Genomic DNA, 23106 nt, shown 5'->3' on the forward strand with positions numbered 1-23106 from the left:
TAAAACTATATACAAAAGTATAGTGTGTTAAATAATAAATATCATTATTTTGTAAAAACAGGTTGACATGGATACTGGTATGTGTTAACATACTAAAGCTGCTTAAAAAAACAGTAGTCAAAAATTAAGTAATATAGCTTTCTAAATTAATATTGTTAAACAAAATTACAAATAAATTTAAAAAGTGTTGACAAAGTTTTATAATCGTGATATACTAAGTAAGTTGTTAAGAATACTTAACAAAGTTATTACAAGTAAGCAATAAAGATATTAAATAATTTTAAAAAGTTCTTGACAAGTTAAATTAGTTGTGGTAAACTAATAAAGCAGTCGAGAGACAGCAAAGCATTTAAAAATGAATATAAATTAATATTTTTTAGATAATTTCAAGGCAACTGAAATTTGAAGCGCACAGTGTATAAAGAATACACGAGCACTGGAAAATGAAAGTAACGCGGAAAGTGCTAAAAAAGATAATTTATAAGAACCTTAGACAATAAAACAGCATAAGAACAACCTTTGATTTCAGTACTCGCAAGAGTATAAGAAATAGAACAAAAACAGTAAAAACAACAACAATTAACGAGAGTTAATGCCAAGCGTAAGCTTGAGAACAGATATTAAACGAGAGTTTGATCCTGGCTCAGGACGAACGCTGGCGGCGTGCCTAACACATGCAAGTCGAGCGAAGAAAGTCTTTCGGGACGAGTATTAGCGGCGGACGGGTGAGTAACGCGTGAGCAATCTGCCTCGTACAAAGGGATAGCCTCGGGAAACTGGGATTAATACCATATAACACTTATTGATCACATGATTAATAAGTCAAAGATTTATCGGTACGAGATGAGCTCGCGTTTGATTAGCTAGTTGGTAAGGTAATGGCTTACCAAGGCGACGATCAATAGCCGGCCTGAGAGGGTGAACGGCCACATTGGAACTGAGACACGGTCCAAACTCCTACGGGAGGCAGCAGTGGGGAATATTGCACAATGGGCGCAAGCCTGATGCAGCGACGCCGCGTGAGCGAAGAAGGTTTTCGGATCGTAAAGCTCTGTCCTTTGGGAAGAAAAAAATGACGGTACCAAAGGAGGAAGCCCCGGCTAACTACGTGCCAGCAGCCGCGGTAATACGTAGGGGGCGAGCGTTGTCCGGATTTACTGGGCGTAAAGGGTGAGTAGGCGGTAACGTATGTCAGATGTGAAAGGCGAGGGCTAAACCCTCGTAAGCATTTGAAACTGCGTAACTTGAGTGCAGGAGAGGTAAGTGGAATTCCTAGTGTAGCGGTGAAATGCGTAGATATTAGGAGGAACACCAGTGGCGAAGGCGACTTACTGGACTGTAACTGACGCTGAGACACGAAAGCGTGGGGAGCGAACAGGATTAGATACCCTGGTAGTCCACGCCGTAAACGATGAGTGCTAGGTGTTGGCCGAGAGGTCAGTGCCGGAGCTAACGCAATAAGCACTCCGCCTGGGGAGTACGGTCGCAAGACTGAAACTCAAAGGAATTGACGGGGACCCGCACAAGCAGCGGAGCATGTGGTTTAATTCGAAGCAACGCGAAGAACCTTACCAAGGCTTGACATCCCCTTGACAAGTGCAGAAATGTGCTCTCTTCTTCGGAAGCAAGGGAGACAGGTGGTGCATGGTTGTCGTCAGCTCGTGTCGTGAGATGTTGGGTTAAGTCCCGCAACGAGCGCAACCCTTATCATTAGTTGCCAGCATGAAAGATGGGCACTCTAGTGAGACTGCCGGTGACAAACCGGAGGAAGGTGGGGATGACGTCAAATCATCATGCCCCTTATGTCTTGGGCTACACACGTGCTACAATGGTCGGAACAAAGGGAAGCGAAAGCGTGAGCTGGAGCCAAACCTAATAAACCGATCCCAGTTCGGATTGTAGGCTGCAACTCGCCTACATGAAGTCGGAGTTGCTAGTAATCGCGAATCAGAACGTCGCGGTGAATGCGTTCCCGGGTCTTGTACACACCGCCCGTCACACCATGGAAGTTGATAATACCCAAAGTCGCTGAGCTAACCATTTGGAGGCAGGCGCCTAAGGTAGGATTAATGACTAGGGTGAAGTCGTAACAAGGTAGCCGTATCGGAAGGTGCGGCTGGATCACCTCCTTTCTAAGGAGACAGAAAACAAAATGTATTAGTTTGCATTTTGTTTCAATGTCGCTTTTCTGGTTTGAACGCCAGAAAAGCATGTTCGAAACAAGGAACTTATGCTGTTTCATTGATACTCAAGTGAGAATTTGAGTATTAAGACTAATGCAGAGAAAATTTTGGCAACAAAATGTTCAAAGCAAGCTGAACTTTGAAAATTGTATAGGAAAAAACAAACGAGAAAAACATCAAAAAAAACAATAAAACTAAGTAAAAAATATAAGCGGAAGCAAATATTAATTACAAGAGTAACCAAAAAATAGTTGTGTGAAGACGCACAATTAAACTGATGATTAACAATAAACGAAGTGATTTTTTATTTAGGCACGAAACGAGGAGCTAAGAAGCGGAGCATACGAATAGTATGTGAGCATTCGAAGTGACGAGAGACACAGCATAAATGAAAAAGAACGAGTTTAAGAGGTCAAGATATAAAGAGCGTAGGGCGAATGCCTTGGCACTAAGAGCCGATGAAGGACGTGGTAAGCTGCGAAAAGCTACGGGAAACTGCAAACAAGTATTGATCCGTAGATGTCCGAATGAGGAAACTCACATATGGAGAACCGTATGTAACGTATGATGAATAAATAGTCATACGTGGGGAACGAGGGGAACTGAAACATCTAAGTACCCTTAGGAAGAGAAAGTAAATAAACGATACCGAAAGTAGCGGCGAGCGAAATCGGTAGAGCCCAAACCATGTTTCGGCATGGGGTTGCGGACATATCAACAAAGTATCCGAGACGATAGTCAAAGACTTCTGGAAAGAAGCTCCAAAGAGTGTGATAGACACGTAGACGAAAAAGTCAAAGAGCAAGATATGATCCAGAGTACCACAGGACACGAGAAATCCGGTGGGAAGCAGGGAGGACCATCTCCCAAGGCTAAATACTACTTAGTGACCGATAGAGAAATAGTACCGTGAGGGAAAGGTGAAAAGAACCCCGGGAGGGGAGTGAAAAAGAACCTGAAACCCTATGCTTATAAGCAGTGGGAGCACTACGAGTGTGACCGCGTACTTTTTGTAGAACGGGCCAGCGAGTTACGATATGCAGCAAGGTTAATAACTGAGAGGTTAGGAGCCGAAGCGAAAGCGAGTCTTAATAGGGCGAAAGTTGCATGTCGTAGACCCGAAACCAGGTGACCTATCCATGAGCAGGTTGAAGCTAGAGTAAAATCTGGTGGAGGACCGAACCCGTTAGCGTTTAAAAGCTATGGGATGACTTGTGGATAGCGGTGAAATTCCAATCGAACCTGGAGATAGCTGGTTCTCCTCGAAATAGCTTTAGGGCTAGCCTTAACGTAAGATTAATGGGGGTAGAGCACTGAATAGTCAAGGGACGTTATACGTTACCGAAACTTATCAAACTCCGAATACCATAAAATTAGCGTTGGGAGTCAGACTATGTGAGATAAGTTTCATAGTCAAAAGGGAAAGAGCCCAGATCACCAGCTAAGGTCCCAAAGATAGATTAAGTGGAAAAGGATGTAGGACTACACAGACAACCAGGAAGTTGGCTTAGAAGCAGCCACACTTTCAAAGAGTGCGTAATAGCTCACTGGTCGAGTGGACCTGCGCCGAAGATTACCGGGGCTAAAATCTATCACCGAAGCTGTGGGATTGTATTAATACAATCGGTAGAGGAGCATTCTGTACGAGTCGAAGCGCCATCGAAAGAGGCTGTGGATTGTACAGAAGAGAGAATGCTGGCATGAGTAGCGAAAGGTGAGTGAGAATCTCACCCATCGAAAGACTAAGGATTCCTGAGGAAGGCTCGTCCACTCAGGGTAAGTCGGGACCTAAGCCGAGGCCAAAAGGCGTAGGCGATGGATAACTGGTGGAAATTCCAGTACCACCGAAGATCGTTAAAAGAGAAGTGGGGACACAGAAAGATAAGTTAGCGTACTGATGGAATAGTACGTCTAAGTAAGTAGGGAGAAGAGATAGGCAAATCCGTTTCTTCAAAATCCTGAGATACGAATGGGAGCGAAAACAAGTAGTGAAGTAACTGAGTCTACGCTGTCAAGAAAATCCACTATCGAGATCAAGGTGCCCGTACCGTAAACCGACACAGGTAGTCAAGGAGAGAATCCAAAGATGAGCGGAAGAACTATTGTTAAGGAACTAGGCAAAATAACCCCGTAACTTCGGGAGAAGGGGTGCCCATGGAAGTGAAGACCGAACGGTTGGAGCTTTAGTGGGCCACAGAAAACAGGCTCAAGCGACTGTTTACCAAAAACACAGGTCTCTGCTAAATCGAAAGATGAAGTATAGGGGCTGACACCTGCCCGGTGCTGGAAGGTTAAGGGGAGCTGTAAGCGTAAGTGAAGCAGTGAACTTAAGCCCCAGTAAACGGCGGCCGTAACTATAACGGTCCTAAGGTAGCGAAATTCCTTGTCGGGTAAGTTCCGACCCGCACGAAAGGTGTAACGATTTGAGCACTGTCTCAACAATAGATCCGGTGAAATTGTAGTACTCGTGAAGATGCGAGTTACCCGCGGCAGGACGGAAAGACCCCATGGAGCTTTACTGCAGGCTGACATTGGAATTCGGTATTAATTGTACAGGATAGGTGGGAGACTAAGAAACATGTACGCCAGTATGTGTGGAGTCGCTGTTGGGATACCACTCTATTGATACTGAATTTCTAACATGATACTGTGATCCAGTATATGGACACTGTCAGTTGGGCAGTTTGACTGGGGCGGTCGCCTCCGAAAGAGTAACGGAGGCGCTCAAAGGTTTCCTCAGCACGGTCGGAAATCGTGCGAAGAGTGTAAAGGCAGAAGGAAGCTTGACTGCAAGACGTACATGTCGAGCAGGAACGAAAGTTGGACTTAGTGATCCGGTGGCGCCGAATGGAAGGGCCATCGCTTAACGGATAAAAGCTACCCTGGGGATAACAGGCTTATCTCCCCCAAGAGTCCACATCGACGGGGAGGTTTGGCACCTCGATGTCGGCTCGTCTCATCCTGGGGCTGAAGCAGGTCCCAAGGGTTGGGCTGTTCGCCCATTAAAGAGGCACGCGAGCTGGGTTCAGAACGTCGTGAGACAGTTCGGTCCCTATCCGTCGTGGGCGTAGGAAATTTGAAGGGAGCTGTCCTTAGTACGAGAGGACCGGGATGGACAGACCTATGGTGAATCAGTTGTTCCGCCAGGAGCACGGCTGAGTAGCTAAGTCTGGAATTGATAAGCGCTGAAGGCATCTAAGCGCGAAACAAACCTTAAGATAAGATTTCCCATTACGTAAGTAAGTAAGACCCCTGAAAGACTAACAGGTAGATAGGTCACAGGTGTAAGTGCAGCAATGTATTCAGCTGAGTGATACTAATAGGTCGAGGTCTTGACCAATAATGATCCTAACCCCATTTGATTCTCAAATGGATGGTAGGTCAGATCCAGCGAAATCCAAATCTCGAAAAGTTTTTCCTATATAATTTTGAAAGTTCAAACTTTCAATTTAATGATAACTTAATATACAATATAACGAAGTAATTTTTTATCAAATCAAGAAATACGAAAGAATGAGTAATGACGTAGAGTTGATGAAAAAGAACGAGTTATAAATAATCTGGTGATAATAGCAAAGAGGACACACCCGTTCCCATCCCGAACACGGAAGTTAAGCTCTTTAGCGCTGATGATACTTGGTGGGTGACTGCCTGGGAAAGTAAGACATCGCCAGATTATTTTTATGCAAGGAAAAAATAATCTGGCTCTTAAGAATAGAGAAAGTGTGCAGTTTCGTACAGCAAATCTATTTGCTCGAAAAGACCATGCTCACATAGATTTGGTACTCATTGCTGTCTGACCTACCAGCCATTTGTAAAGAAAGAGAGTATACTAAGACAACAAATGGGGTTAGGAGCAAGCGCAGTTTCGTACAGCAAATCTATTTGCTCGAAAAGACCATGCTCACATAGATTTGGTACTCATTGCTGTCTGACCTACCAGCCATTTGTAAAGAAAGAGAGTATACTAAGACAACAAATGGGGTTAGGAGCAAGCGCAGTTTCGTACAGCAAATCTATTTGCTCGAAAAGACCATGCTCACATAGATTTGGTACTCATTGCTGTCTGACCTACCAGCCATTTGTAAAGAAAGAGAGTATACTAAGACAACAAATGGGGTTAGGAGCAAGCGCAGTTTCGTACAGCAAATCTATTTGCTCGAAAAGACCATGCTCACATAGATTTGGTACTCATTGCTGTTTGACCTACCAGCCATTTGTAAAGAAAGAGAGTATACTAAGACAACAAATGGGGTTAGGAGCAAGCGCAGTTTCGTACAGCAAATCTATTTGTTCGAAAAGACCATGCTCACATAGATTTGGTACTCATTGCGGCTGACCTACCACCATTTGCTCTGAAAGATAGTATATAAGTATGCAAATGGGGTTAGGTCAAGCAGCCATCGCCAGATTATTTTTATTTAAATTTTTTAGTTTTGTAGTATAATAGAATCATGTAGCAATTAATAAATTTATAAAATTCTATAATTAACAAAGGAGAAAAAATGGCTGAAATAAAATATGAAATAGTAGAAGAAATAGGCGTGATTGGTGAAAATGCAAAGGGTTGGACTAAAGAAATAAATTTAATTAGTTGGAATAATGCCAAAGCTAAGTATGATATTAGAGATTGGTCAATAGAACATGAAAAAATGAGCAAAGGTATAACAATGACTAGAGAAGATCTTAAAAATCTAAAGGATATTTTAAATAAGCTTGAATTATAAAATATAAAAATATACACTCATACATTAACAATGTTATTTATTGAAATTAATACCATGATATATTATAATAGAGTCATAATATTTATCAAGGAGTTAATATGAAAAAAATATCTTTACTCATAGTTATAATATTGATAGCTAGTTGTTTTGTAACAAGTGTATATGCTGATGATAAAACGTATAGTTGTGATGAACTGAACGTAAACATAACATTGCAAGACGATGGTAGTGCTTTGTTTGAAGAATTATGGACTATGACATACAAGGGTGGCACATTTACTAAATTTGAAAGGAATATACCACTTGACAAAAATTATTTAATAACAGAATTTAATGTATATGAAAGTAAAAGTGGTGAATATACAAAATTAGATAGCTTTGATAGTAGCAAACCAGAAAATTGTTATGCAATATCAAATACTGGTGATGAAATAAATGCTGAAATATACTATAGAGCTACTAATGAAACTAAGCAATTTAAGATGAGCTATAATATAGAAAATGCGGTAACATCATATAATGATATAGCAGAATTTTATTGGAAAGTTATTGGGGATAAGTGGCAGATACCAATTAATAATGTGACTATAAACATTAACATGCCGGACGGTTGTAAAAAAGAACAGATTAGAGCTTGGGCACATGGACCGCTAGAAGGATTAATTACAATAGAAAATGAAAAACTTGTAACATTAAAGATTAATAAAGTACATAAGCATACATTTGTAGAAGCAAGAATTTTGTTGCCTAATGAATTATTTATTAGTTCAACAAACAAAGTAAACAATAGCAAATTAGAAGAAATTCTTAAAGAAGAAAAGGGTTTTGCAGATGATGCAAATAGAAAAAGAGAAGCACTAAGATTTGATGTTTATAAAGATTTGTTTTTTCCTCTACTTATATTAGTTATAGCATCTTTTTTGTTAATAAAAAAATGTGCAAAGATAACAAAAAGACTTGTTCCAACATTTGCACCAGAGTATTATAGAGAAATTTCTGAAACAAATTTAACACCATCTGAAGTTGTTGATTTAATGGGATTTTACAAAAATGTATATAAAGATGATGAGAGATTTACTTCAACGCTGTTAGATTTAAATTTAAAAGGCTTTTTATCATTTAAAAATGATGATGATTTGTATAGAAAGAAGAAGAATGATTTAATTATTGAAATAAAAGATAAGAATGATTCTAAATTAAAAAGCCATGAAAAGAAGATGTTAACATTTTTAAGTACTGTTGCAAATGGAGATACAGAAATTACGCAAAAACAAATTAAAAAATACATAGATAAACATGCAAATGAAGTTATTGAAATATTTAACGAATTTAAAGTCCAATCAAAAAAACAACTTGGAATTAATAATTTTATTGATAAAAGTGTAAATAAACACATGAAATATTTTATAATAACAATGATTGTTTGCGTTGCGCTAACTATACTTTCATTTGTTTTATTACAAATTGGTTTAGGAGTGTGCTTTATTATATTATTTATTGTTTCATTAATATGTTTATGTTGTATAAGAAGACTTACACAAAAGGGTGAAGATGAGCTGGCATTGTGGGAAGGTTACAAAAGATTTTTAAAGGAATTTACATCATTCAATGAAAAAGAATTACCTGACCTTATATTGTGGGAAAAGTATATAGTATATGCAGTTGCGGTTGGTATGGGTAAAAAAATATTAAAAGAGCTTCCAATTAAGTATCCGGAGCTTAATAATGAATCTTATTACCGATATAACAACACTGTGAACTTATATATATTGTATAATGTAAGCAATGGTAAAGCTACATTTAATACTTCAATATTTGATTCAATAGACAAAATAAGTACAAATATAAAAGGCGCATTTTCTTCAAATAGTTCTGCTTCAGGTTCTGGTGGGGGATTCTCATCAGGTGGCGGCGGCGGTGGCGGTGGCGGCGGTGGCGGCTGCAGCTAAATAGGAGGTAATAATGAAAATATTTGCAATAATAATAATTTTGATAGGAATATATATTATATATGTATATAATAAGGCTCTAAAATGGGATTTAAAGGTTGATAATAGTTGGAGTCAAATAAGTATTCAAATAAAAGCTAAAATAAGTACAATACCTAATTTGCTTGAAATAGCTGTTAAATATGCAGAGTATGAGAAAGATTTGTTTTCGACTATTACAAAAGATAGAGTAAAATTGATAAATTCAGAATCTGCAAATGAAAACATAAGTAGTAATTCTGAATTAAACAGAAATGTGGAAAAGTTATTTGCAGTAGCTGAAAACTATCCTGACTTAAAAGCTAATGAAACATTTATAGAACTTCAAAAACAGATAAGAGTTAGTGAGGGTAAAATTGCTATATATAGACAATTTTATAATGATACCGTTATGTTATACAACAGATTTATTCAGACTTTTCCTCATAATCTAATTGTTAAATTATTTGGATATAAGGAAAAGGAATTTTTAAAATTTGATATAGAAGATTAAAATTAGGCTTGTAGCAAATGGGGGAGAAAGCTACAGGCCTAATTATTGATTTGTTATATTAAAACACATTAAATAGCAGTTACATTAATACATTACATAATAATTAGTTTCATTGAAACTTAATTACATTTATTTACTTTTCTACATCCTCAACAACAGCAACGGCAACGACAACGATAACAGCAATTTCTGTATATATAAGAATATGGATTAAAATATAAGCAATATTCGTTTCCAGACTTATAGCATCCTATTTCGTACGGACCTGGTACATTTTTGCAAGGATTCAAACATTTACGCATAAACATCTTCCTTTCACTTTTAAGGGGATTAATTTTAGTGTATGATAAATTATTAAGTAGGGGGAGTAAATAATAATCTATCAACTACACTTATTACAATATATGACAAAATTCGCAAAGTGTACATAGTTAATAGAATTTTTATGAATCCGTTTCAGAGTAATTGTTTAATAACATATTTAGTATTCTCAGTAAACTCATTTGAACTTATTTCTTTTACAATTTTTATAGGTTTTTCATTTAATACATAGATTTTCTTCGACAAAAGTATTGCCTGGTCAATACTATGTGTTATGAATATAACGGTTCTTTTATCTGCTTTCCATAATGATAGAAATTTTTTTAATAATTCTTCTTCGAGTTTTAAGTCTAAACCTTTGAATGGTTCATCAAGTATTAATATATTTGATGGGAATGCAAAAGCTCTAGCTAATGCAACTCTTTGAGCCATTCCACCACTTAAAGCAGTAATTTTGCTATGTGCATATTCTTCTAATCCAACAAGTTTTATATATTTATTTACTATTTCTTTTCTCTTTTCATGCTTATATTCCTTTTTTAATACAAAATCAATATTTTCATAAACAGTATACCAATCAAGTAGTCTTGGTTCTTGAAAAACATATGAAAAATTATAATCATTTGGTAATATTATTTGACCGTCATCAGGTTTAGTGATACCGCATAATATATTTATTAATGTGGTTTTTCCGATTCCAGAAGGACCTAAAATCGAAGTGATTTTGTTTTCCTCTATTTCTATATTGAAATTTTCAAACAAATTGATATTATTATAAGATTTTGTTATATTATTTAGTTTTATCATACTTAAACACCTTCACATATGTTTTTTCAAATATAGAGCTTAATACAACAATAAGTATTGTCCATGCGAATAATAATTGTGGTTCTAAATATGCTTTTGCATAAAACAGATTAGTTCCTATTGAATATTTGGGCATGCTTAAAACTTCTGCTGCGGATGTTGCCTTCCAAGCTATGCCTATAGTAGATATAATTGCAGAATGAATGTATGGAATAATTGAATGAAAATAAATTGATTTGATTTTGTTAAAACCAGTAATATTATATATGTTACATACTTCTAATAGTTTTTTATCAGTATTTTTTATACCAGTAGAAATGTTAGTAAATATAACTGGAAAACACATTAATAATGATGAAAATATAGGAACATATGTTGATTTAAGCCAAATTATTGCTAAAATAATAATTGAAACAATTGGAGTTGAACGTATTACCAACACTACTGGATTTATGATATCATATAAAAACTTGTTCATACCGCAAATAAATCCTAATAAAATACCAAATATGCATGATAATATAATACCTAATAAAGTTCTATACGTACTTGCTATTAATATTAAATATGTTTCGCTTTCAACCAATAATCCAATTAACGATTTAAATGTACAAATAGGAGAAGGGAGATAAATCTCCCTATTAATAATTAAAGAAACTATCTCCCATATAGTTAACCAAAATGCTAATATTATTATTTTCTTTAAATTAGTCTTCATAATAGAAGTCTTCACCTGGTAGTTTTCCTCCAATAGATGCGTTATTAGATTCAAATAATATATTTAGGAATGCATTGATTTCGCTTTTAGCATCAGATGCACTTTTATAAACTATACTACAATTTGGTATTGCCTTTTCAACTAGTTTAGCATTAGTTATTACTTCGTTTTCTTCAACCAATACACTAGCGTCCTTAGGATTTGCATTAACAAAATTAACTGACTCTTCATATGAAGTCATGAAATCTTTCATAAATTGTTTATTATTTGCAGCAAATTCTTTATTTACAACTAAGCATCCCATAGAAAGAACACTTTCTCCATTTGAAGCTTCTTCCCAAACTTTATTAAGATCTATAACTATTTTTACATTTTCACTATTCATAGTAACTTTTGTAACAAAAGGTTGTGGCAATATTGCATAATCAACATCTCCAGCTAAAATTGCTTGAGCAACTGTAGCATGGTCAGGTAAATAGTCTAAGACAACTTTATCTGTTAAACCTTTTTTTTCAAGCATAAAATTCATTACATATTCAGGAACTAAGCCTTTACCACTTATAGCAACTTTTTTACCCTCTAAATCCGCTAATGAAGTAATATCTTCTTTTCCTACTACATATAATACACCTAATGTATTTTGAGCTAAATACTGAATTTTACCTTTTGTTTTGTTGTATAAAACTGCTGCCAAATTTGTTGGTACTGCAGCAATTTGTATTTCATTGTTAATTAATTTACCTGTCAATAAGTCTGCAGCTCCTACAGTTTGATAGTCAACTTTATATGAATCGCTATTCAAAGCTTTTTCATCAATCATTTTTATCATACCTATAGATGTAGGACCTTTTAATCCAACAACATTTACTGTTTGTTGTACAACCTGTTTATTTTCGTTATTTACCCCGTTTTGTTCACTATTGTTTTGATTTTGATCGTTAGAAGTAGTAGCACATGCTGTAAATATTAAGCATAAGGCTAATGCTAAACTAACAATTGTTGAAACTTTTTTCACTGTATTTTCCTCCTAATAATTTAAAAAACTTTTTTAGAAAGTGCACTTTTGATGTTAACTCCATGTATTTTACCTAATTTACCGTTGAGCCCACCAATTTCATCAGTAGTACCATCTACTACTAAAGATATTATGCTAATTTCTTTTTCTTTGTATGGCAAACCTAATCTTCCAATAATTATATTACTATATTGATGCAGAATATCATTAATTATAGATACTTTATCTAAATCTTCTATAACTATACCAACAACTCCAATTCTTTTTTCTTGTTCCATTTAATAACCTCCAAAAAAAAAACTTATTTGATAATCAAATAAGAAGAAGTATATGAAAAAACTCATTAATTTAAAACTTCTCCTTGCTCTTAGATATTCTTTAAGCTTAGACTTATTCTCAAGATAACATAATTTGTTTTATAAGTCAATATATTGTTTTTTGCTGTAGTTGTGTTATAATAATATCTATACAATACTATATAAATTTTAAAGAGGTGGATGAATTTGGTATCAACTAAATGGGTACAGGGTATTAATTTAAAGGAAGTTTTTAAAATTAGAAATATAGTTTTTGCAAATGAGTTAAAGTATGGAAGTAGTTTTATTCATGATGAATATGATAGTTTTGCAAAAAATGTTTTAGTATATGACAGTGGCAAACCAGTTGGAACTGGAAGATTATATTTTAAAAATGGAAAGTATATTATAGATAAAATATGTGTATTAAAGGAAAATAGGAAAAATAGTTATGGCGAGCTTATAATTAGAATGTTAGTAAGAAAAGCTGTAAATATAGGTGCAGAAAAAACTTATGCATATGTAGATGATAAATATGAAAAACTATTTAAAAAAGTTGATTTTGAGCAAGAAGAAAAAGTAGATACAACTATTACTATGGTAAAAGTAGGAGATGTATGTGGGAGCTGTTGTGGCTAATCATATTACATATAAAATTAATGAAAAATATTGAGAAATTATATAAATTAGAAGTAATAAAAAATAGAATAGATGTGTTAGATTATATAAAAAAATATTATGATTCTGAAGTTTTTTTTGGGTATTGTCAAGGCTGTAATTTATTTTCTAAATTATGGTCTTGTCCACCATATAACTTTTCAACAAAAGATTATATTTTAAATTATAAGTATCTACATGTTTTTGGAACTAAAGTATTTATTAGTAAGGATAATTTTCAAAACGATAAACATAACAAAGATATTTTAGAGATATTGAATTACGTTAGAAGAAATCAGGAGAAAGAGCTTCTAGAGTTTGAACATATTTACAAGGATAGTATTTCATTAAATGCTGGAAGTTGTTTGTTATGCAAAACCTGTACAAGATTAAATGGTAATGTATGCATTCATAAAGATAAAATGAGATATTCATTAGAATCACTCGGATGTGATGTGCAAAAAACCGCATTAGAGCTGTTAGGAATAGAGATAAAGTGGTCCAAAGATGGTAAAATTTTAGAGTATTATACGTTAGTTAGTGGATTTTTAACAAATAAAAATCTAGATATTAATTTAAAAGGACAGTAATGTACAATAAATAATTATAGTTTGGTAATAGCACTCAAAATTTATGTAGTGCTTTTTTAATATATAAATATATTTATATATTAATAATTACCAAAAATATGCTAACAATAAGTAAAATAGAGAATCATAAACAGGAGTTCTTACAATGAAAAAAATAGCTTCATTTTATATTGTTGTTAGTATAATTATAGAAATATTTAGTAAAAACATTTCATGTGCCTCGGTTGATAATAAAGAAATACAAGAATATGTTGTTGCAGTTATAGATACTGGAGTTGACTATAATCATGAAGATTTAAAAAATAATATGTGGCAAAACAATACTACACTAGATGGTATTCACGGATATGATTTCATGAATGATGATGATGATCCATATGACGATCTTGGGCACGGAACTCACTGTGCTTCATTGATACTTAGCGAAGCTGAAAAATATGGATTGAAGCAAAAAGTCAAGATTATGGCTCTAAAATACATGGATGAATCTGGTGGTGGTATGTTTAAAAATGCAATAGATGCATATAGGTATGTGATAGCTGCAAAAAAACAAGGAGTAAATATCGTAGCTATAAGTAATTCTTGGGGTGGAACAGATAATCCAGTAGAGCTTGAAAATATAATTATTGAAGCTGGTAAAATGGGTATATTATCTATTTCTTCAGCTGGCAATACAGCTCAAAATTTGGACGTTGAAAAAAGTTTTCCAGCTGGATATCAATTGCCTTATAATATTGTAGTTTCTGCTTCAACGGAGGAAAATATGTTAGCTACTTTCTCAAATTATGGCAAATTAACGTCTCATGTAGCAACACTAGGAACAAATAGGATAGCAGCATACAATCAAGATGCTTATATACCCAGTTTTGCAAATAGTAATTATAAGTATTTTGATTTTGAAAATAAAGAGTTGCCAAATTGGGGCAATAATATCAGAATTTCAGAGGAAGAAGCATTTGAAGATAAAAACTCACTTAGGTGGGATATAAAAATTACTCCAACAGATGAATTTTATATAGAGAAACTTGAAGAAAGTTCGTATACTAACATGTTAACTATAGATTTAGAAAAAAAAGTAGACAATACTTATTTTGGGATGAGTTACAAGGTGAAATCTAAGCCTGATAATCTTATGGCATGTTATGTTCTAATGTATGATAACGATATATGGACTACAGCTGGTTCTTTTATGTTAGAAAATATCAATTTTTGGAACAATAGATATTTTAAGTTAAAAGATGGAGTTACTAAGATTCAAATTATATGTACGGGTGTATTAGACGAGGCTAGTATGTATATTGATAATTTAGGAATAGGAGAAACATCAGGCAAATATATTAGACTTAATGGAACACCACAGGCTGTTACGAGCGTAGTTGCTGAAACATTATATTTAAGAGAATTATTTCCAGATGAACCTATTGAAAAAATACGAGCAAGGGTTATTGGTGGAGTAAATAAAAATTTCAAAAATATAGTTGTATCAGATGGAGTTATTGATATTAATAAAGCAAAGACCAATCCTTATCCTGTGATAGATTATATAAGACGAAAGGATGGAAAAATTGAAATTTCAGGTTTCTTTTTTGGAAATAGCAGTGGAAGTATAACTATAGCTTCAAATATGACAGAAATTAATTCTTGGAGTGAAAATAAAATAATTATTATGGATAAACACTATGAAGACGGTTTTATCAATATAAATATAAAAACTAAAAATGGTCTTGAATCTGAACAAAAAATGATAATTATAAGTGAAAATGTCAATTGGTTAGAAAAAGCACCATTACCCATAGGATTAAAAGATGCAGTTTCTGTAGAACTAGGTGGTATGATTTATGTTATGGGTGGTGCTGATTATGAAGATAAGCCATCGTTAGGAGTTTATAGATATGATCCATCAAAGGATAAATGGAAAACAATGAGTAGTTTACCTAGTCAAGAATTTAATGGTTGTTATTCATATGGTATGAGTGTTGCAACGTTTGATGATAGTATTCTTTTGGTCGTTATGGATAATATGCATGATAAAAATATTTTCTTGAATTACTCAGTAGAAAACAATTCTTGGAGTGAAATGTTATTTGATGATACGCCTGAGCCTAGAGCTTTTATGACTATTTCATCGTACAATGATACAATTTATTTTATAGGTGGTATTCCAAAAGCTAAGTATTATGGAAGAAACGATTTAGCAGTTAATATATGGTCTTTATCGGAGGATAGAAGTACATGGAATGTAAGTGGAAAATTAGGTACACCTATTTATGGAGCTATAGCTGCACAAGTAGAAGATAAATTAGTTATTTTAGGTGGTAGAATTGGAGATATTGATTATTCTGATAAAGTGTATATTTTTGATGGTTTAAACATTTATGACGGTAGTAAATTGCCTATCATTGGACTTCATAATGAAAATTGTGTTTTTAGCGGTGGAGAAAAAATGTATATTTTAACCGAAGGCGATATAGTTGATATAAACGGCCTAAGCTATGATGTTGATAAAGATGAATGGATGCAATATAGTGATAGAGTTTGCTGTGGTATAAGGAGAGGTATATTTGGAACTTTACTGGACAATGAATTTTATGTTATGGGTGGAGAACTTGATTATAGAATATTAGATAAAGTTAATGTTATAAATATTAGTGATTTAAGTGAAAAAAAATCTAGAACAGTAAGTATATTAATAATTATTGTTTCTAGTATATTACTTATTATATTGATAATATACATTATAAAAATCAAAAAAAGATTCAAATAATTAGCAAAAGTATAAAAGTAAATTTCTTATAGAGTTAAGAAATTTACTTTTTATATTATTTTGATTTTTTACCGAATAAACTATATTCAAACTTTACTTTTCTATAATAATCTTTTTCAATAAAATCAGTAGGTCTAACATGCTTGCTTTCCATATCAAAATAATTAAGACCGCTTATTTCTAACATTTTATATACAAATTGTGAACAGAACATGATATTTGGTTTATATGATTGTTTCAACAACAGCCCTAAAATATTATAAGCACTACCTTCTGTATTTATTTCGTTTATTTTATTAAGAATAATCTTTTTTTGTTCTTTGGTTGCATCAATACTATATATCAATATTGAAGAATCATCTTTTTTTATAAAGTGTTCAACTAATTCATAGTTTAATCCAGGTGGATAAACACGCTCTCCGCCATTATAGCTAACAATGGTTTCTAGATCCTTATCAAATGCGATAGAGGAATGGTTAAAGCTTTTTCTCGTAAACACAGAAATGAATTCACTAGCAGCGCTACCTGTTCTAGATATAATAATATATAAATGAGGGTCATCAAGTGCTTTAGAAGCAGCATCAAAATATTCATCTGTCAAATTACCATTGCTAATATATTTAAATGAGCTATGTCTTGGTAAGTCTGTCACAATATCTTTGAAATTGCTGATAGATAATTTGTCACTAATTCCACGTATACTATTAATTGAGCTTGCTATTCTGTCTTTATATTGTCTTAGTTCATTAAAGCTAACAGTAGAAAGCTCGCCAAGTGATGGCAGATTAAAATAAATGTATTTCTTTACAGTCAATATTTTTTCTATGATGAATGGTAAAATAATAGCAACAGTACATAGAAGTTTATTTAGATAATAAAAATATACTTTGCTATCTAATATTAGATTTTGACGCACATAAACTAGCTCTGCAATACATAAAAGTAAATAGTTTAACAATATATACAATTTAGAAAAAACACTAGTTTTAATTCTTAAAGTTCTAATAACCATAAAAGCGAATATTAGGACAAATGTTATATAAAACATTTCATTGCTAGCAGTTAAGAATATCAAAACTAAACCGCTTATTATCAGTATTTTTAAGTATTTTTTATAATAAATTAAATCTTCCATGTAAATAAAATCCTTTTTGTATTTTAATGATAATTTCAAATTGTAATAATAATATATTAAAAATCTCTTAATATTTTAACAAATTTTTTAGAAAATGTGATAATTCAAATACATATAAATTAGAAAATTGTGTAACAATAATTATTATAACACAATTTTGATAAAATGTAGAAATAATGTATTAATTAAAAAATAATTGTAGAATAATTAACTTTGTGTTATATAATGTATTTAGTTATTACAATAATGTAAATGACATAATATATAATATATTAACATTTGTTTAGCTATAAGTAAACAATTTATAAGTGGGGGTTTTTATGAGAAGTAATAGTTATAATACAAAGTCTAAAAAGATAATTTTGCAATATTTAAAAAGTAATACAGAAAACACAGTAACAGTTGATGATATAAAAGAATATTTAGATTCAGTAGAAAATTCAGTAAATGTTACGACTATATATAGATATTTAAACAAATTATTTAAAGAGCATTACATTATGAAATATACTGGTGATTTGGGTAAAAAAGCCACTTACAGATATGTAGGTACGGATTCAGCTTGCCATGAGCATTTACATTTACAATGTAGTGAGTGCGGTAAAATAATTCATTTGAATTGTGAATATATGGATAAAATGATTCAGCATATTTCAAATAATCATGATTTTAAAATAAAATTTGAAAACACAATTCTTTTTGGTAAATGCAAACAATGTGAACTTAGAGAAAAAAGAAAAAATGTCTAAGTAATATTCTTGAAATTTTAAATATATATTTACAAACAGAGTAAATAGTGCTAAAATCTAATTTGCAAGTAAGTTGCAAATTAGATTATTTATTATAAATATGGTTATGAAAAGAAAGAGGAAAGAATGAAACAAATAAAGATTTTGTTAATAGACATAATGCTTTTTTTAAGTTTTATAGTTATTACTGGTTGTAGTAATACTTCAAGTTATACAGAAAATGAAAATATTGAAAATAAGATTACAGTTGCAGTATCATTAGTACCTGAAAAAACATTTGTAGAGAAAATTTGTAAGGATAAGGTAAATATAATTACCATAATACCGCCAGGTGCAAGTCCTGAAAACTATGAACCAACACCACAGCAAAAAGCTGAATTTGAAGATGCAACAATTTATTTTACTATAGGTGTTCAAACTGAAAGTAACAATATATTGTCAAATGTATCTGATAAAACGCGAGTGATATCGCTAGAAGATAAAGTTTCTAATGTATATAACGATTTGAAAATCGGTGAAGAAAGAGACCCACATATATGGATGTCTCCCAAAAGAGCTATAGTTATGGTTAATGCAATAGCTGAAGAAATAGGTAAAATAGATAGTAAAAATAAATCATTTTATGATGAAAATGCATTAAAATATATACAAGAGTTAGAGAAACTTGATAAAAATATTTCTGAAACATTAAAAAATATAAAGAATAGAAAATTTATAGTTTTTCACCCAGCATTTAATTATTTAGCTGATGACTATAATATGGATATGTACAGCTTAGAAGAAGAAGGTAAAGAGGCAACTCCCCAGCATCTTCAAAAGATGATTGATTTTGCAAAAAAGGAAAACATAAAAGTGATATTTTATCAAGCTGAAATAGATAGTAGTCAATCTGAAGCATTTGCCGAAGAAATCAATGGTAAAACAATGATGCTAGAGCCACTATCACCAAATTATATTGAAAATTTAGAAAGCATGGCGAATACCATGGCAGAGGCAATGAAATAATGAGAAATGCTATAAAAGTAGAAAATTTGTATGTTGATTATGGAAAAACACAAGCTTTAACAGGAGTTTGCTTAGAAGTACTAGAAGGTGAATTCTTAGGTGTAATGGGTCCTAATGGCGGTGGAAAGTCTACATTATTAAAGTCAATATTAGGCTTAATTCCAATATCCTCAGGTAATATTTCAATTTATGGCAAACAAAATAATGGAAATAGGAATATGATTGGTTATGTACCACAGTTCTCAGCAATAGATAAAAAATTTCCTATTACTGTCGTGGAAGTGGTTATGTCTGGCATGATTAAGGGTGGATTACATCCATTTTACAGATATAAAAAAAGTCAAAAAGATACGGCTTTGGACAAATTGAAAACAGTTGGTATAGAAAAACTTTATAACCGCCAAATATCACAACTTTCAGGTGGAGAATTTCAACGTATGTTGATAGCAAGAGCTTTAGCTGTTGAACCAAAGATTTTATTGTTAGATGAACCAACGGCTAGTGTAGACCCAAGTTCAAGAGAAAAAATTTACAACCTATTAGAGAAATTAAACGAAAATATAACTATAGTTTTGGTTACTCATGATTTACTAGCTATATCTTCTAAAATCAAGAGAATAGCATGCATTAACAAAGGAATTGTATATCACGGTGAACCGAAATTAACACAAAATGTTGTCAATAAACTTTATGGTTGTCCTGTTGATTTGATAGCCCATGGCGTTCCTCATAGAGTTCTTGAATCTCACGAAGGAGAAATGAACAATGATAGATGCAATCTTTAAATATCAGTTTCTACAAAATGCAGTTATAGCTTCTCTATTGGTAAGTATAGTATGCGGAATGATAGGTGTTATAATAGTTGAAAAAAAACTTGTAATGATGAGTGGAGGTATTGCTCATACAGCATATGGTGGGGTAGGATTAGGATATTTACTAGGATTTGAACCGATAATTGGTGCTATTGGATTTTCGGTATTAGCAGCGTTTGGAATAGGGTTTGTTAATAGAAAAGGTGGTTCAGCTTCAGATGTTATTATAGCAATGTTTTGGTCCTTAGGCATGGCACTTGGTATAATTTTTATTGGTTTAGTGAAAGGTTATCCACCAAATATGAACTCATATTTATTTGGAAACATACTTTCAGTTACAAAATTAGATTTGAAATTGATGATAAGTATGACAATTATTGTTTCTACACTGATTTTAGTGTTTTATAATGATTGGAAGGCATATTTGTTTGATGAAGAATTTGCAACAATTATAGGAATAAAAACTACCTTTTTGGAGTATCTATTGCTTGTCTTAGTGGCTCTAACAGTTGTGGTCTTAATAAGAGTAGCAGGAATAATACTTGTCATTGCACTTTTAACAGCTCCGGCAGCTGTTGCAGGACTATTATCGAACAATTTCAAAAATAGAATGATATATGCAATACTTATAGGCATATTGGTATGTTTTATAGGATTATGGATATCGTACTTGAATAACATAGCATCTGGTGCAACTATAATAATAGTGTTGGTAAGTATGTATACAGTTACTTATATTATAAAAACATTAGTCGATAAAATAAAAAAAGTTTAAAAAATTATTTCTAATCAAATAAAGTATTAATAAATACTTATTTGTGCCGAATAAGTATATATGGTATAAATCAATTAATAACTGTTATAAATATATAGTTATATTTTAGGAGGCAATAGTGAAAATACTAAAAGATATTGATATCATTATTGGTATTAGTGAGAAAATCGAGGGTGTAAATAATTCATTTAAGTTTAGCAATGATGGTGATGTGCATGGACTGATATATGGAAATTCAGGTACTGGTAAAACTACTTTGATAAAATATATTATAGGAAATTTACGAAGCAAGCATACAAAAGAAGATTTATCAATTTATGTAGCAGATGGTAAAGAGTATTTTAAAAATAATAAATTTGTTACCAGATATCAAAAAATAAATGATTTTAGAGATACTGTAATTTTTTACAGCCAGATTAAAAGAGAAGTTGAAAAAAGACTAGATAAATTTAAAAGTGTTGGAGCTGCAACATATTATGATTATAATACTGTTAAGGCAGCATTAGAACCAGAAGAAATGATGCCAAGAATATTTGTTTTTCATGATGATTTTAGCATGGAGAGTGAAAAGGTAAATGGTGAGTACATAGAGCAGGTATATGATGATTTGCAGTACATTTTGATGTTAGGTAGAACTGCTGGTATAAATATTATAATGTCACCTAGATCATTTAAAGGAATAGATGATAAATTGGAGTCTTTATTTACTCTAAGAATAGGCTTCAAAAGTTCAACGTCACTCTCAAGTAGGTTACTAAAATCAGGCATTGGTTCAAGCACAGAGTTAAAAAATGTTGGCGAATGTTATGTTAAGTCATTTGCACAAAGCCAAATACCTGTTAAATTTATAGTACCATTGTTAAAAGATTAATGATTTAAGTAAATATAAATAATAGAATTAAGTAAGCATTTGAAATTGGAAAATTTACAAGTGCTTTTTTTGTGTTATAAATTTCTTTATTATATGTAAATGTTATAGAAAAAAATTTAAATTTAAAATAATTTTTATAATAGATATAAATACTATAAAAAAATTGAATTGGAATTTTAAAATATGATGTGGTATTGTAATTAACTGTTGGGATTAATTTGTGCTTTGAAATTACATAAGGAGAGAAATTTATGATTAAATTTATATTCAAGAGAATTATTCGGTCAATTCCAGTTATAATTCTTGTAATGGTTTTATCTTTTTTTATAATACACCTAATGCCAGGTGATCCTATACGAACTATGTTAGGTGATAAGGCTCCTCAAGAACAAATATTATCGATGCAAAAAGAGTTGAATTTGGATAAGCCTATAATCCAACAATTTTTCATATGGACAAATCAAATATTTCACTTTGATTTAGGTACTTCAATTTTTTGGAAAGAGCCAATCATTGATATAATATTAAAAAGAATTGAACCAACAATGATATTAGCTTTAATTGCTATAGTTATTAGCATATTGATTGGTTTGCCAACTGGTTTGTTGGCAGCTAAAAAGCATGGCAAATTTTTTGATAAATTCTTTTCAGTATTATCATTAATTTCAATCTCATTACCTGCTTTTTGGATTGCAATAATATTAATACAATTATTATGTGTAAAAATCAGTATTTTCCCTGTTTCAGGTTATCATAGAATTGCAGATGTAGGATTACTAACTTCACTTTATGAACTGTTACTTCCGGGAATAATTTTAGGTATTATGCATAGCGGTCAAATAGCTCGTATGACTAGAACTACAATGCTAGATGTATTAGAACAGGATTATTTGAGAACTGCACGTGCCAAAGGAGTAAAAGAAAAACAGGTCATTAACATTCATGCATTCATAAATGCGCTATTACCTATAGTAATGATTGTTGGTTTTAGCTTTGCAAATTTGTTAGGTGGTGCTGCTGTTATTGAACAATTGTTTAACATACCTGGTACTGGTAATCTTGCTATTACAGCAATACTAAGCAGAGATTATCCACTAATACAAGGGACACTGCTTTTTGTTGCAGTAATATTTATAATTATGAATATGATTGTGGATATAATTTGCGGTCTAATAAATCCAAAGACAAGGTGTGAATAGT

17 protein-coding genes and 3 rRNA genes are annotated in these 23106 nt (G+C 32.3%); 15 read left to right on the plus strand and 5 right to left on the minus strand.

The genetic code is table 11. The annotated features are described in order from the left end of the window. The first annotated feature begins 620 nt into the window (after positions 1-620). The 6 genes from JYG23_RS14450 to JYG23_RS14475 all read left to right on the plus strand — a co-directional run bounded on the left by JYG23_RS14450 (position 621) and on the right by JYG23_RS14475 (position 9391). Positions 621-2132 (plus strand): 16S ribosomal RNA (locus tag JYG23_RS14450). A gap of 461 nt (positions 2133-2593) precedes the next feature. Further along, a 23S ribosomal RNA gene (locus JYG23_RS14455) occupies positions 2594-5523 on the plus strand. A gap of 219 nt (positions 5524-5742) precedes the next feature. Further along, a 5S ribosomal RNA gene (gene rrf, locus JYG23_RS14460) occupies positions 5743-5859 on the plus strand. Together the 16S, 23S and 5S rRNA genes form the textbook arrangement of a ribosomal RNA operon. Before the next feature lie 829 nt (positions 5860-6688). Next, the gene (locus tag JYG23_RS14465) at positions 6689-6910 is read left to right on the plus strand and encodes a YdbC family protein (RefSeq protein ID WP_207236381.1); all 222 of its coding nucleotides are present in this window, start codon (positions 6689-6691) and stop codon (positions 6908-6910) included. A gap of 98 nt (positions 6911-7008) precedes the next feature. Further along, a complete protein-coding gene (locus JYG23_RS14470; RefSeq protein WP_207236382.1) occupies positions 7009-8859 on the plus strand; it encodes a DUF2207 domain-containing protein in 1851 nt (616 codons plus the stop codon). Positions 8860-8872: 13 nt separating this feature from the next. Next, a complete protein-coding gene (locus JYG23_RS14475) occupies positions 8873-9391 on the plus strand; it encodes a LemA family protein (RefSeq protein ID WP_207236383.1) in 519 nt (172 codons plus the stop codon). A gap of 456 nt (positions 9392-9847) precedes the next feature. Here the strand turns inward: JYG23_RS14475 and JYG23_RS14480 are convergent, their stop codons facing one another. The 4 genes from JYG23_RS14480 to JYG23_RS14495 are packed head-to-tail and all read right to left on the minus strand — an operon-like array spanning position 9848 to position 12530. After that, complete coding sequence (locus JYG23_RS14480) at positions 9848-10519, minus strand: ABC transporter ATP-binding protein (protein WP_207236384.1); 672 nt, start codon at positions 10517-10519, stop codon at positions 9848-9850. Further along, positions 10503-11237, minus strand: coding sequence for an ABC transporter permease (locus tag JYG23_RS14485; protein ID WP_207236385.1), 735 nt, complete (start codon positions 11235-11237; stop codon positions 10503-10505). The genes JYG23_RS14480 and JYG23_RS14485 overlap by 17 nt, the downstream gene beginning before the upstream one ends. Further along, positions 11227-12252, minus strand: a complete 1026-nt coding sequence (locus JYG23_RS14490) for an ABC transporter substrate-binding protein (RefSeq protein WP_207236386.1) — start codon at positions 12250-12252, stop codon at positions 11227-11229. The genes JYG23_RS14485 and JYG23_RS14490 overlap by 11 nt, the downstream gene beginning before the upstream one ends. A gap of 20 nt (positions 12253-12272) precedes the next feature. Continuing rightward, positions 12273-12530 (minus strand): TM1266 family iron-only hydrogenase system putative regulator, encoded by a 258-nt coding sequence (locus tag JYG23_RS14495; protein ID WP_207236387.1) that lies wholly within the window; start codon positions 12528-12530, stop codon positions 12273-12275. A gap of 225 nt (positions 12531-12755) precedes the next feature. Between JYG23_RS14495 and JYG23_RS14500 the strand changes: the two genes are divergently transcribed. The 3 genes from JYG23_RS14500 (at position 12756) to JYG23_RS14510 (ending at position 16559) form a co-directional block, all read left to right on the plus strand. Then, positions 12756-13187 (plus strand): GNAT family N-acetyltransferase, encoded by a 432-nt coding sequence (locus tag JYG23_RS14500; RefSeq protein ID WP_207236388.1) that lies wholly within the window; start codon positions 12756-12758, stop codon positions 13185-13187. A 20-nt stretch (positions 13188-13207) separates the two neighbouring features. Then, a complete protein-coding gene (locus JYG23_RS14505; protein ID WP_207236389.1) occupies positions 13208-13795 on the plus strand; it encodes a DUF2284 domain-containing protein in 588 nt (195 codons plus the stop codon). A gap of 145 nt (positions 13796-13940) precedes the next feature. Then, a complete protein-coding gene (locus JYG23_RS14510; RefSeq protein ID WP_207236390.1) occupies positions 13941-16559 on the plus strand; it encodes a S8 family serine peptidase in 2619 nt (872 codons plus the stop codon). Between the two features lie 55 nt (positions 16560-16614). On the opposite strand, the gene JYG23_RS14515 is transcribed toward JYG23_RS14510, so the two are convergent. Continuing rightward, positions 16615-17694, minus strand: a complete 1080-nt coding sequence (locus JYG23_RS14515; RefSeq protein ID WP_207236391.1) for a hypothetical protein — start codon at positions 17692-17694, stop codon at positions 16615-16617. Positions 17695-18014: 320 nt separating this feature from the next. Between JYG23_RS14515 and JYG23_RS14520 the strand changes: the two genes are divergently transcribed. The 6 genes from JYG23_RS14520 (at position 18015) to JYG23_RS14545 (ending at position 23105) form a co-directional block, all read left to right on the plus strand. Beyond that, entirely contained in the window at positions 18015-18443 is a 429-nt protein-coding gene (locus tag JYG23_RS14520; protein WP_207236392.1) for a Fur family transcriptional regulator, read from the plus strand. A 126-nt stretch (positions 18444-18569) separates the two neighbouring features. Continuing rightward, positions 18570-19448: a metal ABC transporter solute-binding protein, Zn/Mn family gene (locus tag JYG23_RS14525; RefSeq protein WP_207236393.1), complete on the plus strand. Its 879-nt coding sequence runs from the start codon at positions 18570-18572 to the stop codon at positions 19446-19448. Continuing rightward, a complete protein-coding gene (locus tag JYG23_RS14530) occupies positions 19448-20233 on the plus strand; it encodes a metal ABC transporter ATP-binding protein (protein ID WP_207236394.1) in 786 nt (261 codons plus the stop codon). Before JYG23_RS14525 ends, JYG23_RS14530 begins: the two co-directional genes overlap by 1 nt. After that, positions 20214-21035, plus strand: coding sequence for a metal ABC transporter permease (locus tag JYG23_RS14535; protein ID WP_207236395.1), 822 nt, complete (start codon positions 20214-20216; stop codon positions 21033-21035). Before JYG23_RS14530 ends, JYG23_RS14535 begins: the two co-directional genes overlap by 20 nt. 118 nt (positions 21036-21153) lie before the next feature. Continuing rightward, on the plus strand, positions 21154-21906 hold the full coding sequence (locus JYG23_RS14540) for an FtsK/SpoIIIE domain-containing protein (protein ID WP_207236396.1): 753 nt from the start codon (positions 21154-21156) through the stop codon (positions 21904-21906). A 251-nt stretch (positions 21907-22157) separates the two neighbouring features. After that, on the plus strand, positions 22158-23105 hold the full coding sequence (locus JYG23_RS14545; protein WP_207236397.1) for an ABC transporter permease: 948 nt from the start codon (positions 22158-22160) through the stop codon (positions 23103-23105). Position 23106 lies beyond the last annotated feature (1 nt).

The organism is Sedimentibacter sp. zth1 (genome assembly GCF_017352195.1).
In the GTDB taxonomy this organism is placed as follows: Bacteria; Bacillota; Clostridia; order Tissierellales; family Sedimentibacteraceae; genus UBA1535.

Excerpts from the sequence above, each read along its gene's own strand:
- JYG23_RS14535 (WP_207236395.1), top strand. The coding sequence starts at position 20,214 with ATGATAGATGCAATCTTTAAATATCAGTTTCTACAAAATGCAGTTATA.
- JYG23_RS14525 (WP_207236393.1), top strand. The coding sequence starts at position 18,570 with ATGAAACAAATAAAGATTTTGTTAATAGACATAATGCTTTTTTTAAGT.
- JYG23_RS14480 (WP_207236384.1), bottom strand. The coding sequence starts at position 10,519 with ATGATAAAACTAAATAATATAACAAAATCTTATAATAATATCAATTTG.
- JYG23_RS14495 (WP_207236387.1), bottom strand. The coding sequence starts at position 12,530 with ATGGAACAAGAAAAAAGAATTGGAGTTGTTGGTATAGTTATAGAAGAT.
- JYG23_RS14485 (WP_207236385.1), bottom strand. The coding sequence starts at position 11,237 with ATGAAGACTAATTTAAAGAAAATAATAATATTAGCATTTTGGTTAACT.
- JYG23_RS14545 (WP_207236397.1), top strand. The coding sequence starts at position 22,158 with ATGATTAAATTTATATTCAAGAGAATTATTCGGTCAATTCCAGTTATA.
- JYG23_RS14520 (WP_207236392.1), top strand. The coding sequence starts at position 18,015 with ATGAGAAGTAATAGTTATAATACAAAGTCTAAAAAGATAATTTTGCAA.
- JYG23_RS14475 (WP_207236383.1), top strand. The coding sequence starts at position 8,873 with ATGAAAATATTTGCAATAATAATAATTTTGATAGGAATATATATTATA.
- JYG23_RS14470 (WP_207236382.1), top strand. The coding sequence starts at position 7,009 with ATGAAAAAAATATCTTTACTCATAGTTATAATATTGATAGCTAGTTGT.
- JYG23_RS14505 (WP_207236389.1), top strand. The coding sequence starts at position 13,208 with ATGAAAAATATTGAGAAATTATATAAATTAGAAGTAATAAAAAATAGA.
- JYG23_RS14530 (WP_207236394.1), top strand. The coding sequence starts at position 19,448 with ATGAGAAATGCTATAAAAGTAGAAAATTTGTATGTTGATTATGGAAAA.
- JYG23_RS14510 (WP_207236390.1), top strand. The coding sequence starts at position 13,941 with ATGAAAAAAATAGCTTCATTTTATATTGTTGTTAGTATAATTATAGAA.
- JYG23_RS14515 (WP_207236391.1), bottom strand. The coding sequence starts at position 17,694 with ATGGAAGATTTAATTTATTATAAAAAATACTTAAAAATACTGATAATA.
- JYG23_RS14465 (WP_207236381.1), top strand. The coding sequence starts at position 6,689 with ATGGCTGAAATAAAATATGAAATAGTAGAAGAAATAGGCGTGATTGGT.